At 69.2% G+C, this 14,195-nt stretch carries 13 protein-coding genes; 9 read left to right on the forward strand and 4 right to left on the reverse strand.

What is annotated here, in order from left to right; genetic code table 11:
* Positions 1-22: 22 nt before the first annotated feature.
* The 9 genes from ACWC09_RS30075 (at position 23) to ACWC09_RS30115 (ending at position 10,833) form a co-directional block, all read left to right on the forward strand.
* Positions 23-919, forward strand: coding sequence for a dihydrodipicolinate synthase family protein (locus ACWC09_RS30075; protein ID WP_450854064.1), 897 nt, complete (start codon positions 23-25; stop codon positions 917-919).
* Between the two features lie 11 nt (positions 920-930).
* A complete protein-coding gene (locus ACWC09_RS30080) occupies positions 931-1,929 on the forward strand; it encodes a proline racemase family protein (protein ID WP_450854065.1) in 999 nt (332 codons plus the stop codon).
* Positions 1,930-1,970: 41 nt separating this feature from the next.
* A complete protein-coding gene (locus tag ACWC09_RS30085; protein ID WP_450854066.1) occupies positions 1,971-2,651 on the forward strand; it encodes a GntR family transcriptional regulator in 681 nt (226 codons plus the stop codon).
* Positions 2,652-2,697: 46 nt separating this feature from the next.
* Positions 2,698-3,693, forward strand: coding sequence for a LacI family DNA-binding transcriptional regulator (locus tag ACWC09_RS30090; protein ID WP_450854067.1), 996 nt, complete (start codon positions 2,698-2,700; stop codon positions 3,691-3,693).
* Positions 3,694-3,803: 110 nt separating this feature from the next.
* Positions 3,804-5,153: an ABC transporter substrate-binding protein gene (locus tag ACWC09_RS30095; RefSeq protein WP_450854068.1), complete on the forward strand. Its 1,350-nt coding sequence runs from the start codon at positions 3,804-3,806 to the stop codon at positions 5,151-5,153.
* Between the two features lie 5 nt (positions 5,154-5,158).
* Positions 5,159-6,115, forward strand: coding sequence for a carbohydrate ABC transporter permease (locus ACWC09_RS30100; RefSeq protein ID WP_450854069.1), 957 nt, complete (start codon positions 5,159-5,161; stop codon positions 6,113-6,115).
* On the forward strand, positions 6,112-6,972 hold the full coding sequence (locus ACWC09_RS30105; RefSeq protein WP_450854070.1) for a carbohydrate ABC transporter permease: 861 nt from the start codon (positions 6,112-6,114) through the stop codon (positions 6,970-6,972). The genes ACWC09_RS30100 and ACWC09_RS30105 overlap by 4 nt, the downstream gene beginning before the upstream one ends.
* Positions 6,973-7,002: 30 nt before the next feature.
* Positions 7,003-8,604, forward strand: a complete 1,602-nt coding sequence (locus tag ACWC09_RS30110) for a glycoside hydrolase family 13 protein (RefSeq protein WP_450854071.1) — start codon at positions 7,003-7,005, stop codon at positions 8,602-8,604.
* Positions 8,605-8,688: 84 nt separating this feature from the next.
* Positions 8,689-10,833: a discoidin domain-containing protein gene (locus tag ACWC09_RS30115; protein ID WP_450854072.1), complete on the forward strand. Its 2,145-nt coding sequence runs from the start codon at positions 8,689-8,691 to the stop codon at positions 10,831-10,833.
* Here the strand turns inward: ACWC09_RS30115 and ACWC09_RS30120 are convergent.
* From ACWC09_RS30120 to ACWC09_RS30135, 4 genes are read right to left on the reverse strand one after another with little or no spacing between them, the layout of a single operon-like run.
* A complete protein-coding gene (locus tag ACWC09_RS30120) occupies positions 10,802-11,620 on the reverse strand; it encodes an ABC transporter ATP-binding protein (protein ID WP_450854073.1) in 819 nt (272 codons plus the stop codon). The genes ACWC09_RS30115 and ACWC09_RS30120 overlap by 32 nt on opposite strands.
* 20 nt (positions 11,621-11,640) lie before the next feature.
* The gene (locus ACWC09_RS30125) at positions 11,641-12,420 is read right to left on the reverse strand and encodes an ABC transporter permease (RefSeq protein ID WP_450854074.1); all 780 of its coding nucleotides are present in this window, start codon (positions 12,418-12,420) and stop codon (positions 11,641-11,643) included.
* Positions 12,417-13,190 (reverse strand): ABC transporter permease, encoded by a 774-nt coding sequence (locus ACWC09_RS30130; RefSeq protein WP_450854075.1) that lies wholly within the window; start codon positions 13,188-13,190, stop codon positions 12,417-12,419. Before ACWC09_RS30130 ends, ACWC09_RS30125 begins: the two co-directional genes overlap by 4 nt.
* The gene (locus ACWC09_RS30135) at positions 13,187-14,155 is read right to left on the reverse strand and encodes an ABC transporter substrate-binding protein (protein WP_450854076.1); all 969 of its coding nucleotides are present in this window, start codon (positions 14,153-14,155) and stop codon (positions 13,187-13,189) included. The genes ACWC09_RS30130 and ACWC09_RS30135 overlap by 4 nt, the downstream gene beginning before the upstream one ends.
* Positions 14,156-14,195 lie beyond the last annotated feature (40 nt).

Below are 14,195 nucleotides of genomic sequence, written 5' to 3' on the forward strand. Positions count from 1 at the left end.
TACTATTGAAAGGGAAACTGTCATGACCGCCACCGACCACCGCCCCTGGCGCGGCATCCTCGTCGCCACCGCGCTCCCGCTCGACGACGACCTGTCCGTGAACTACGACAGGTACGCCGAGCACTGCGCCTGGCTGGTCGAGAACGGCTGCGACGGTGTCGTCCCCAACGGCTCGCTCGGCGAGTACCAGGTGCTCACCCCCGAGGAGCGGGCCAGGGTCGTGGAGACGGCCGTGGCCGCGATCGGCGGCGCGCGCGTGATGCCGGGCGTCGCGGCCTACGGATCCGCCGAGTCGCGGCGCTGGGCCGAGCAGGCACGAGACGCGGGCTGTGCCTCCGTGATGCTGCTGCCGCCCAACGCCTACCGCGCCGACGAGCGTTCGGTGCTCGCCCACTACGCCGAGGTCGCCAAGGCGGGGGTGCCGATCGTGGCGTACAACAACCCGATCGACACCAAGGTCGACCTCGTACCGGAGCTTCTCGCCAAGCTGCACGGCGAGGGGTGCATCCAGGCCGTCAAGGAGTTCTCCGGAGACGTACGTCGTGCCTATCGGCTTGCCGAACTCGCCCCGGAACTCGACCTGTTGATCGGTGCCGACGACGTCCTGCTCGAACTCGCGATCGCGGGCGCCAAGGGCTGGGTGGCCGGCTACCCGAACGCGCTGCCCGCCGCGAGCGCCGAGCTGTACCACGCCGCCGTCGACGGCGATCTGGCCACCGCGAAGAAGCTGTACGAGCAGCTGCACCCGCTGTTGCGCTGGGACTCCAAGGTCGAGTTCGTGCAGGCCATCAAGTTGTCCATGGACATCGTCGGCCGTCATGGCGGTCCGGTGCGGCCACCGCGCGTGCCGCTGCTCCCCGAGCAGGAGACCGCGGTCCGCACGGCCACCGAGAACGCCGTCGCCGCAGGCCTGGCGTAGAGGGGAAGTTCATGCGCAGCAAACTCGTCCTGCACGCCGTCGACTCGCACACCGAGGGCATGCCCACCCGCGTCATCACCGGCGGGATCGGCACCATCCCCGGCGCGACCATGAACGAGCGGCGCCTGTACTTCCGTGAACACCGCGACCACATCAAGCAGTTGCTGATGAACGAGCCGCGCGGCCACTCCGCGATGAGCGGCGCGATCCTGCAGCCGCCGACCCGCGGCGACTGTGACTGGGGCGTGGTCTACATCGAGGTCTCCGGCTACCTCCCGATGTGCGGGCACGGCACGATCGGCGTCGCGACCGTGCTGGTGGAGACCGGCATGGTCGAGGTCGTCGAACCGGTCACCACCATCCGGCTGGACACCCCGGCCGGGCTGGTCGTCGCCGAGGTGGCGGTGGAGGGCGGGGCGGCGAAGGCGGTGACGCTGCGGAACGTGCCGTCGTTCTCGGTCGGGCTGGACCGGACGGTGAAGGTGTCTGACGGATCAGTAATGTATGACATGGCATACGGCGGTAACTTCTACGCCATCCTCCCGATCGACCAACTCGCCCTCCCCTTCGACCGCTCCCGCAAGAACGACATCCTCGCGGCGGCCCTGGAACTCATGGACGCCATCAACGCCGAGGACGAACCGGTCCACCCCGAGGACCCGACCATCCGCGGCTGCCACCACGTCCATCTGTACGCCCCCGGCTCCACCGCCCGCCACTCGCGCCACGCCATGGCGATCCACCCCGGCTGGTTCGACCGTTCGCCCTGCGGCACCGGCACCAGTGCACGTATGGCCCAACTCCACGCACGCGGCGAGCTCCCCCTGAACACCGAGTTCGTCAACGAGTCGTTCATCGGCACCCGCTTCACCGGGCGCCTCCTCGGCACCACCGAGGTCGCCGGCCGCCCCGCCGTCCTGCCCAGCTTCACGGGCCGCGCCTGGATCACCGGCACCGCCCAGTACCTGCTCGACCCCGACGACCCGTTCCCCGCCGGATTCGTCCTGTAGGCGACCCGATAATGTCCGGTGACCCAAGGAGGACGATCACCATGGCCGTGCGCAAACGACCAGCTCTGCCCCATCTCGGCGGAAGGAAGCCCAACTTCCGGGAGCGGCTGGTGGATGTGCTGCGGGCCGCGCTCATTTCCGGTGAACTGCGCCCCGGCGAGGTGTACTCGGCGCCGTCCCTCGCGCCCCGCTTCGGCGTCTCCGCGACCCCGGTGCGCGAGGCGATGCTCGAGCTGGTGAAGGAGGGCCTGGCCGACATCGTTCCGAACAAGGGCTTCCGGATCACCGAGGTCTCCGACCAGCAGCTCGACGAGTACACCCACATCCGGTCCCTGATCGAGATCCCGACGACCGTCGGGCTCGCCACCACCGCCGACCCCGAGGACCTGAAGGCGCTCCGCCCGATCGCCCTGGAGATCGTCACCTCGGCCACGAAGGGCGACCTCATCGCCTACGTCGAGGCCGACCTGCGCTTCCACCTGGAGCTGCTGGCACTGGCCGGCAACGACCATCTCGTGGAAGTCGTACGGGACCTGCGGCGCCGCGCGCGGCTGTACGGGCTGACGGCCCTGGTGGAGGCGGGGCGGCTGGAGGCCTCCGCCAAGGAGCACCTCGAACTCCTCGACGCGCTTCTCGCCCGTGACGAGGAGGCCGTACGCGAGGTCATGACCCGCCACCTCGGTCATGTCCGCGGTGTCTGGGCCGCCCGCGAGGAGAGCTGACGCCGCTACGCAAGCCGTTTGCGTTTCTTGCGTTATTCTTGCGTGCATGACGCGACGACTTGCCGAGGTGGCGAAGAAGGTCGGGGTCAGCGAGGCCACGGTCAGCCGGGTACTCAACGGCAAGCCCGGCGTCTCGGAGGCCACCCGGAAGGCGGTGCTGTCCGCCCTGGACGTCCTCGGTTACGAGCGGCCCACGCAGCTGCGCGGCGAGCGGGCGCGGCTCGTGGGCCTCGTCCTGCCCGAGCTGCAGAACCCGATCTTCCCGGCGTTCGCCGAGGTCATCGGCGGGGCGCTCGCCCAGCTCGGGCTGACGCCGGTGCTGTGCACCCAGACCAAGGGCGGCGTCTCCGAGGCCGACTACGTGGACCTGCTGCTGCAACAGCAGGTCTCGGGCGTCGTCTTCGCCGGCGGTCTGTACGCCCAGGCCGACGCCCCGCACGACCACTACCGGCAGCTGGCCGAGCGCAACATCCCGGTGGTGCTGGTCAACGCGGCCATCGACGACCTCGGCTTCCCGGGCGTCTCCTGCGACGACGCGGTGGCGGTAGAGCAGGCGTGGCGGCATCTCGCCTCGCTGGGGCACGAGCGGATCGGGCTGGTGCTCGGCCCCGGCGACCATATGCCGTCGGCCCGGAAGCTGGCGGCCGCCCAGACCCTCGGCGACCTCCCCGAGGAGCATGTCGCCCGCGCCATGTTCTCCCTCGAGGGCGGTCACGCGGCCGCCTCCCGGCTCATCGACCGGGGTGTCACCGGCATCATCTGCGCCAGTGACCCCCTCGCACTCGGCGCGATCAGGGCCGCCCGCCGCAAGGGTCTCGCCGTCCCCTCCCAGGTGTCCGTCGTCGGCTACGACGACTCCGCGTTCATGAACTGCACGGAACCCCCGCTGACCACCGTGCGTCAGCCCATCGAGGCCATGGGGCGAGCGGCCGTGGAGCTCCTGAACACACAGATCAACGGCAGTTCCGTGGCCCCCGAGGAGCTGCTCTTCGAACCGGAGTTGGTGGTCCGCGGGTCGACGGCGCAAGCACCTCGTCCCTGAGATCCACCCGACTGTCGAATAATTACAGACTCTGCGCGACATCTTGCGGACAGATGTCGCCGGTGCTTGAGTGTGCGGCGCCCACCGCTCCTGCCACGAGGGGTCCACCGATGAGAAGCACCGGGTTCCGTCGTACGTTCGCCGCGCTCAGCGTCTGTTCTCTCGCTCTCGCCGCCTCCGCCTGCGGGTCGGGTGACGACGGATCGGCGAGCGGCAAGACGCGTATCACCGTCAACTGCGAGCCGCCCAGGAGCGCCAAGGTCGACCGCGGGTTCTTCGAGCAGGACGTCGCCTCCTTCGAGAAGCAGAACCCGGACATCGACGTCGTCGCGCACGACGCGTTCCCCTGCCAGGACCCCAAGACCTTCGACGCCAAGCTCGCCGGCGGACAGATGGAGGACGTCTTCTACACGTACTTCACCGACGCCAAGCACGTCGTCGACATCAAGCAGGCGGCCGATCTCACCCCGTACATCAAGGAGTTGAAGAGCTACGGCACCATCCAGAAGCAGCTGCGCGACATCTACACGGTCGACGGGAAGATCTACGGCGTCCCACGGACCGGCTACTCGATGGGTCTGATCTACAACCGCAGGCTCTTCGAGAAGGCCGGCCTCTATCCCGACCAGCCCCCGGCGACCTGGGCCGAAGTCCGCGCCGACGCCAAGAAGATCGCCGCACTGGGCAACGGCACCGTCGGCTACGCCGACTACAGCGCCCAGAACCAAGGGGGTTGGCACTTCACCGCCGAGCTGTACTCGCAGGGCGGCGACGTCGTGAGCGCCGACGGAAAGAAGGCCACCATCGACACCGCAGAGGGGCACGCCGTCCTGCAGAACCTGCACGACATGCGGTGGGCCGACAACTCGATGGGCAGCAAGCAGCTCCTGGTCATCAACGACGTGCAGCAGATGATGGGTTCGGGCAAGCTCGGCATGTATCTGTCCGCGCCGGACAACATCCCGATCCTGGTCAAGGAGAAGGGCGGCAACTACAAGGACCTCGCCCTCGGACCCATGCCAGGCGGCAACGGCACGCTCATCGGCGGCGACGGCTACATGTTCAACAAGCACGACACTCCTGCCCAGATCCGCGCCGGCCTGAAGTGGCTCGACCACATGTTCCTCACCCCGGGCACGGGGTTCCTCGGCGACTACGCCCGCGCCAGGAAGGCGAACGCCCCGGTGGGCCTGCCCGAGCCGCGCCTGTTCACCGGCGCCGCCGACGCCAAGGACCAGCAGGTCAAGAAGGCCAACGCCAATGTGCCGGTGGAGAACTACCAGGCCTTCCTCGACGGCAACCACGGCCTCCAGCTGAAGATCGAGCCGCCGGACGCCCAGCAGATCTACTCCGTCCTCGACGGCACGGTCTCCGCCGTCCTCACCAAGAAGGACGCCGACATCGACCGGCTCCTCAAGGACGCCTCCGGCAAGATCGACAGCATCCTGTCCCGGGGCTGACGGTCATGACGAAGACAGCCGAGCGGCGGGCGATCGAGACGGCCGCCGTCCCCCCGGTCCCGGCGCCGCCCCCGGCAGGGGACCGGAGGCGGCGCCGCCTCGCCGACCAGGCCCGCGCCTACGGCTTCCTCGTCGGCGGCCTGATCTGCTTCGCGCTCTTCTCCTGGTACCCGGCGATCCGCGCGGTCGTGATCGCCTTCCAGAAGTACACGCCGGGCGCACCGCCCGAGTGGGTCGGCACCGCCAACTTCACCCGGGTCTGGCACGACCCCGAGTTCACCGCGGCCTGGCGCAACACGCTCACCTTCACCCTGCTCGCCCTGCTGATCGGCTTCGCGATCCCCTTCGTACTGGCCCTGGTACTCAACGAGTTGCGGCACGCCAAGGCCTTCTTCCGGGTCGTGGTCTACCTGCCGGTGATGATCCCGCCGGTGGTCAGCGCCCTGCTGTGGAAGTGGTTCTACGACCCCGGAGCCGGCCTCGCCAACGAGGCGCTGCGCTCCCTCCACCTGCCCACCTCGAACTGGTCCAACGGCGCCGACACCGCGCTCGTCTCCCTGGTGATCGTGGCGACTTGGGCCAACATGGGCGGCACCGTCCTGATCTACCTGGCCGCCCTCCAGTCGATCCCCGGCGAGCTGTACGAGGCCGCCGAACTGGACGGCGCCAACCTCCTCCAGCGCGTTCGCCATGTGACGATCCCTCAGACCAGGTTCGTGATCCTCATGCTGATGCTCCTTCAGATCATCGCCACGATGCAGGTCTTCACCGAACCCTTCGTGATCACGGGAGGCGGCCCCGAGAACGCGACGGTCACCGTCCTCTACCTGATCTACAAGTACGCCTTCCTCTACAACGACTTCGGCGGCGCCTGCGCGCTGAGCGTGATGCTCCTGGTCCTCCTCGGCGCCTTCTCCGCCGTCTATCTGCGCCTCACCCGCTCCGGAGAGGAGGGAGCGTGAGCACGAGAACCCTGATCTCCCCGGCGACCCTGGCCCGCCCCCGTGGCAAGGCCCTCTACTGGACCGTCTTCACCACCGTCGTTCTGCTCTTCGCCCTCGCCTTCCTCTTCCCGGTCTACTGGATGGCGACCGGCGCGATGAAGTCGCCGGACGAGATCGCGCGGACCCCGCCCACCCTCGTCCCGAAGAGCTGGCACCTCAGCGGCTACACCGACGCCTGGGACCTGATGCAGCTCCCGCGACACCTGTGGAACACGGTGGTCCAGGCCGCCGGAGCCTGGGCGTTCCAGCTCGTCCTCTGCACGGCTGCCGCCTACGCTCTCTCCACACTCCGGCCGGCCTTCGGCAGGTTGATCCTCGGCGGCATCCTCGCCACGCTGATGGTCCCGGCGCAGGCCCTCGTCGTACCGAAGTACCTGACCGTGGCGGATCTGGGTCTCCTGAACGACCCCCTCGCCATCTGGCTGCCGGCCGTCGCCAACGCCTTCAACCTCTATCTGCTCAAGCGGTTCTTCGACCAACTCCCGCGCGACGTCATGGAGGCCGCCGAGATCGACGGCGCCGGAAAGCTGCGTACGCTCTGGTCGATCGTGCTGCCCATGTCCCGGCCGGTGCTCGGCGTCGTGTCGATCTTCGCGCTGGTCGCCGTCTGGCAGGACTTCCTCTGGCCGCTGATGGTCTTCTCCGACACCGACGAACAGCCCATCAGCGTGGCCCTAGTCCAGCTGTCGCAGAACATCCAACTCACCGTGCTCATCGCCGCGATGGTGATCGCCAGCATCCCGATGGTCGCGCTGTTCCTGCTCTTCCAGCGGCACATCATCGCCGGGATCAGCGCGGGCGGCACCAAGGGCTGACGCCCTCCCTCCGACAGAAAGGCAAGCACAGTGGGACAGCCCCGCCATGCCCAGAAGGAGTGGTGGCGCTCCGCCGTCATCTACCAGGTGTACGTCCGCAGTTTCGCTGACGGCGACGGAGACGGCACCGGCGACCTCGCGGGCGTCCGCTCGAAGCTGCCGTATCTCGCCGAACTCGGCGTGGACGCCCTGTGGTTCAACCCCTGGTACCTGTCCCCGATGAAGGACGGCGGCTACGACGTCGCCGACTACCGCGCCATCGACCCGGCCTTCGGCACCCTCGCCGAGGCCGAGAAGCTGATCGCCGAGGCCCGGGAACTCGGCATCCGCACGATCGTGGACATCGTGCCCAACCACGTGTCCGACCAGCACCCTTGGTTCCGGGCCGCGCTCGCCGCCGGTCCCGGCAGCCCCGAGCGCGAGCTTTTCCACTTCCGGGCCGGCCGCGGCCGGGACGGCGGGCTCCCGCCCAACGACTGGCCGTCCCAGTTCGTCGGCTCCACCGAGCCGGTGTGGACGCGGCTGCCCGACGGCGACTGGTACCTGCACCTGTTCACGCCCGAACAGCCCGATCTCAACTGGGCCCATCCGGCGGTCCGTCAGGAGCACGAGGACATCCTGCGGTTCTGGTTCGAGCGGGCCGTCGCCGGTGTCCGCATCGACTCGGCCGCCCTGCTCGCCAAGGACCCGGACCTGCCCGACCTCGCCGACGCACCCGAGCCGCACCCCTTCGTCGACCGCGACGAACTCCACGACGTCTACCGCTCCTGGCGCGCGGTGGCCGACGACTACGACGGAGTCTTCGTCGGCGAGGTGTGGCTCCCTGACGCCGAGCGCTTCGCCCGCTATCTCCGCCCCGACGAACTGCACACGGCCTTCAACTTCTCCTTCCTGTCCTGCCCTTGGGAGGCGGCCGGGCTCCGTACGTCGATCGACACCACGCTCGCCGAGCACGCTCCCGTGGGCGCCCCCGCCACCTGGGTGCTGTGCAACCACGACGTCACCCGCACGGTCACCCGCTACGGCCGCACCGACACCGGCTTCGACTTCGCCGCCAAGGCCTTCGGCACCCCCACCGACCTCGCCCTCGGCACCCGGCGCGCCCGCGCGGCCGCCCTGCTGTCGCTCGCGCTGCCCGGCGCCGTCTACCTCTACCAGGGCGAGGAGTTGGGCCTGCCCGAGGCCGACGTCCCGCGCGACCGCATCGAGGACCCGATGTACGTCCGCTCGGGCGGCATCGACCCGGGGCGTGACGGGTGCCGGGTCCCGCTGCCGTGGGTCGCCGGGGCGCCGTACGCGGGCTTCGGCTCACAGCAGGAGCCGTGGCTGCCGCAGCCCGCCGGCTGGGCGACGTACGCCGCCGACCGCCAGGCCGCGGACCCCTTCTCGATGCTCGCCCTGTACCGCGCGGCGATCGGCCTGCGGCCCGTCTTCGGCGACGGCCCGCTCACCTGGCTGCCCGCACCCGACGGCGTAATCGCCTTCGCCCGTAGGGAAGGCGCCGTGTGCGCGGTGAACCTCTCCGACATTCCCGCCGAGCTGCCCGCCCACTCCCAACTCCTCCTCGCCAGCGGCCCGTTGAGCCCTGACGGCCGGCTGCCGAAGGACACCGCGGTCTGGCTGCGCCCCTGAGCCGCAGCCCGACCGCCTCCGCTGTCCCCGCACCCCCATTCCCGAAGGGATCAGCACATGCACAGGTCCAGATCTGTCAGGCGCATGCCAGTAATCGGTGCCGTGGCCGCCCTCTCCGCGGGCCTGCTCACCGCGACCGTGCCCGCCGCCCACGCGGCGTCCGGCGCCACCCTGCCCTTCACCTCCGTCGAGGCCGAGTCCGCCACCGGCACCGGCACGAAGATCGGCCCCGACCACACCCAGGGCACCCTCGCCTCCGAGGCCTCCGGACGGCAGGCCGTGCGCCTCACCTCGGGGCAGCGCGTCGAGTTCACGGTGCCGCGCGCGGCCAACGCCGTGAACCTCGCCTACAGCGTCCCGGACGGGCAGTCGGGCTCGCTCGACGTGTACGTCAACGGCACCAAGCTCGCCAGGACACTGCCGGTGACCTCCAAGTACTCGTACATCGACACCGGTTGGATCCCGGGCGCCAAGCAACACCACTTCTTCGACAACTCCCGGCTGCCGCTCGGGCAGAACCTCCAGGCCGGCGACAAGGTCGCCTTCCAGTCGACCGGTACCCAAGTCACCGTGGACGTGGCCGACTTCGAGCAGGTCGACGCCGCCGCCTCCCAGCCCGCCGGTTCGGTCGCGGTCACCTCCAAGGGCGCCGACCCCAGCGGCAACGGCGACTCCACCCAGGCCTTCCGGGACGCCCTCTCCGCCGCCCAAGGGGGAGTGGTCTGGATCCCGCCGGGCGACTACAAGCTGACCTCCTCCCTCAGCGGCGTCCAGAACGTCACCCTCCAAGGCGCGGGCAGCTGGTACTCGGTCGTGCACACCTCCCGCTTCATCGACCAGTCCAGCTCGTCCGGAGGCGTCCACATCAAGGACTTCGCGGTCATGGGCGAGGTCACCGAACGCGTCGACTCCAACCCGGACAACTTCGTCAACGGGTCACTGGGGCCCAACAGTTCGGTCTCCGGCATGTGGATCCAGCACCTGAAGGTCGGCCTGTGGCTGATGGGCGACAACGACAACCTGGTCGTCGAGAACAACCGCATCCTCGACACCACCGCCGACGGCCTCAACCTCAACGGCAACGCGCGCGGGGTCCGCGTCCGCAACAACTTCCTGCGCAACCAAGGTGACGACTCGCTCGCCATGTGGTCGCTGTACGCGCCCGACACCAACTCCAGCTTCGAGAACAACACCGTCTCGCAGCCCAACCTCGCCAACGGCATCGCGATCTACGGCGGCACCGACATCGCCGTCAGGAACAACCTGGTCTCCGACACCAACGCCCTGGGCAGCGGCATCGCGATCTCCAACCAGAAGTTCCTCGATCCGTTCTCCCCGCTCGCCGGCACGATCACGGTCGACGGCAACACGCTCGTCCGTGCGGGGGCCATGAACCCCAACTGGAACCATCCGATGGGCGCGTTGCGCGTCGACTCGTACGACAGCGCCATCGACGCGACCGTCGACATCACCGACACGACGGTCACCGACAGCCCGTACAGCGCCTTCGAGTTCGTGTCGGGCGGCGGACAGGGCCATCCCGTGCGCAATGTCACCGTGGACGGCGCGACCGTGCGCAACACCGGGACCGTGGTCGTCCAGGCCGAGGCCCAGGGCGCGGCCACCTTCCGCGACGTCACGGCGACGAGCGTCGGCGCCGCGGGCATCTACAACTGCCCCTACCCGGCGGGCTCCGGCAGCTTCACCCTCACCGACGGTGGCGGCAACTCCGGCTGGAGCAGCACCTGGTCGGACTGCTCGACCTGGCCCCAGCCCGGCCAGGGCAACCCCGACCCCGACCCGAACCGCAACCTCGCGGGGGGCCGCCCGGCCACCGCGACCGGCTCCCAGGACGTCTACACGCCCGGCAAGGCCGTCGACGGTGACGCGAACAGCTACTGGGAGTCGACCAACAACGCCTTCCCGCAGTCCTGGACGGTCGACCTCGGTTCGTCCTACGCGGTCCGGCGCCTGGTGCTGAAACTGCCGCCGTCGACGGCGTGGGGCGCACGCACGCAGACCATCACCGTGCTCGGCAGTACCGACGGATCCGCCTACTCGACCGTGGTCGGGTCCAGTGACTACCGCTTCGACCCGGCGACCGGCAACACCGCCACCGTAGCCCTGCCGGCCAGCACCGCCCTGCGCTATCTGCGCCTGTCCGTGAGTGCCAACACCGGGTGGCCCGCAGGGCAGTTCAGTGAGGTGGAGGCGTATTCGACTTCGTGACCTCGTCCTGCGGGACCCCGCGCTTGGCCGCCTGGATCTGCTGGTACACATGCGTGCGCAGCTCGGCGAAGCGCGGGTCCACCCGGGTGTGCAACTGGTCGCGTTCGGCGGGGAGATCGACCTTGAGCTGTTCCTGTACGACGGTGGGGGAGGCGGACAGGACGACGACCCGTTCGCCGAGGTACACGGCCTCGTCGATGTCGTGGGTGACGAACAGGATCGTCATGCCGCGCTCGCGCCACAGCCGTCGTACCAGGTCCTCCAGATCGGCGCGCGTCTGGGCGTCCACCGCCGCGAACGGCTCGTCCATCAACAGCACTTGAGGCTCGTAGGCGAGCGCGCGGGCGATGGCGACACGTTGCTGCATCCCGCCGGACAGCTGCCACGGGTACGCCCCGGCCGCGTCCAAGAGACCCACCGACTCCAGTGCGTCGGCGACCAGCTCCCTGCGTCGCGCCTTGCTCAAGCCTTTCTGCTTCAAAGGGAGTTCGACGTTCTCACCGACTCGCATCCACGGGAACAGACTCCGCCCGTACTCCTGGAACACGAACGCCATCCCCGGCGGCGGCCCGCTCACCGGCTTTCCGGAGAGCATGACGCGACCCGCTGACGGTGCGAGCAGGCCGCCCACGCACTTCAGCAGGGTCGTCTTGCCGCAGCCCGACGGGCCCACGAGACAGACGAGTTCGCCCGTCTCCACGGTGAAGGTGAGGTCCCGTACCGCCTCGACGCGGCGGCCGGAACCCTCGTAGACCTTCTGCAGGCCGGATACGTCGAGCGCGTGCATGGACCGCCCTTTCACAATGTTCACGGGGACCGCCGGGTGGACGCGCGCAGGCCGTGGTACCAGGCGAGGACCCGCCGTTCGACCAGCTGGAAGAGGACGGAGAGCAGGAAGCCGAGCAGGCCGAGGACCAGGATGCCGGTCCACATGTCGGGGATCGCGAAGCTGCGCTGGAACTGGACGATGGTGAAGCCGATGCCGTCGCTGGCCGCGAACATCTCGCTGATGACCATCAGGATGATGCCGATGGACAGCGCCTGGCGCAGACCGGCGAAGATCTGCGGGCTCGCCGAGCGCAGGACCAGGTTGCGCAGGCGGGCGACGCCCGTGATGCCGTAGGAGCGGGCCGTCTCCAGCATCACCGAGTCGACCGCGCGCACGCCCTCGACGGTGTTGAGGAGGACCGGCCAGACGCAGCCGCTCGCGATCACGACGATCTTCATGGTGTCGCCGATGCCCGCGAACAGCATGATGACCGGGACGAGGACGGGCGGCGGGACCGCTCGCAGGAACTCCAGGACCGGCTCGCAGACCGCCCGCACCCGTCGGTAGGAGCCGATGACCGTGCCGAGCGCGATGCCGACGACGGTCGCCAGGGCGTATCCGGCCGCCAGGCGCCAGATGCTCGGGAGGACGTCCGTGCGCAGGCGGTCACCGGTCCAGACGTCCGGGAACGTCTTCAGGATCGTGCGCAGGGGCGGCCAGAAGGGGTTGGCGCTGCCGTCGGACGCGGCCCACCACACCGCGACCAGCACCAGCGGCAGGGCGACGACGAAGAACAGCCGGAGCAGCAGACGCCTCACACCGCCACCTCCCCGCGCACCGACTGGTGCCAGGCCAGCGCCCGTCGCTCCACCGTACGCGCGCCCACGTTGACGACCAGTCCCAGCAGCCCGGCGACCACGATCAGCGCATAGAGGTCGGGCACCGCCTGCGAGGTCTGCGCGACTGCGATCCGCTGGCCCAACCCCGGTGCCCCGATGACGAGTTCGGCCGTGATGGCGAGGATCAGCGCCACGGCCGCGGCGAGCCGGACGCCCGTCATGACGTACGGCAGCGCGGTAGGCCACAGCACATGGCGGACCCGCGCCCAGGTGCCGAGACCGTACGAGCGTGCCGTCTCCTCGGCGACCGGGTCGACGTCCTGGACGCCGTACAGGGTCTGGATCAGCACCTGCCAGAAGGAGGCGTAGACGACGAGCAGCAGCACCGACTTCAGCTGGGTGCCGTACAGCAGTACCGCGAGGGGAATCAGGGCGACCGACGGGATCGGGCGCAGGAACTCGATCGTCGAGGCGGTCGCCTCGCGCAGATACGGCACGATCGAGACGAGCACGCCGACGACGACACCGGCGCCGACCGCGATCGCGAGACCGATCGCCCAGCCGGTGAGCGTGTCGCCGAGCGCCGACCAGAAGGCGCCGTCGGACAGTTCGTCCCCGAGGGCGGAGGCGATACGGCTGGTCGGCGGGAAGTAGGCCTCCTTGACCAGGCCGAGCCGCGGCACCGCCTCGCCCAGGGCGAGGAAGGCCGCGAGCCCGGCCGCGCCGAGCGCGGTGTTCAACCCCCTCACGGCAGAAGGGTGTTGAGGTCGGGCGCCTTCTTGAAGAAGCCGAACTCCTGGCCGAGCTGGGCCTGTGTCTCGATCGAGGCGCGGTTGGCGTCGGCCGGCCACTTGGGAAGGGTCACCTTGGCCAGCACCGACGCCGGGACCTTGGTGTACGTGGCGACGATCTGGCGCACCTCGTCCGGGTGGGCGTCCGCGTAGGCGAGGGACTGGGCGGTGGCCGTCTGGAACCTCTTCACCACGGCGGGGTTCTTCTGCGCGTACTGCGTCGACGTGAAGTACATGGCGACGGTGAGGTTCGGCGCCACGTCGACCAGTGGCGAGGAGATCTCCCGACCGCCCTGGTCCTCGATGGTGGTGAGCGCGGGCTCCACGGCCATCGCGGCGTCGACCTGGCCCTTGTCCAGCGCGGCCGGCATCTGGTCGAAGGGAATCTCGACGAACTTCACCTTGTCCGGGTCGCCGCCCGCCTTCTTCACCGACTCACGGACCGACAACTCCACGACGTTCTTGAGGGTGTTGACGGCGACCTTCTTGCCCTCCAGGTCCTTCGCCGACTTGATGGAGCTGTCCTTCTTCACCAGCGTGGCGCCGAAGTCCTTGCCCTGCACGCCCGTTGAGGCGACCCCGTTCGAAATCGCCTTCAGGGAGACGCCGTTGGACTGGGCGACCATCAGGGAGAACACGTTGGAGAAGCCGAACTGGTACTGCCCGGAGGCCACCGCCGGCACGATCGCGGCCCCGCCCGACGCCAGGGTCGGCGACAGCTTCAGACCCTGCTTCTCGTAGAAGCCCTTCTTCTCGCCGAGATAGAGCGGCGCCACATCGACGATCGGAATGAGTCCCACCTTGACCGTGGTGACGCCCCCGGACGACGTGCTCCCGCTGGACGAACCGCCGCCCGACGAGCCACAGGCCGTCGCGACGAGCAGAAGGGCGCCGGCACTGAGACCGGCGAACAGACGACGCATGGCTCCTCCTGTACAGACAACGTGCAACGGTGTTCCGACA

Source organism: Streptomyces sp. NPDC001617, from assembly GCF_053596855.1.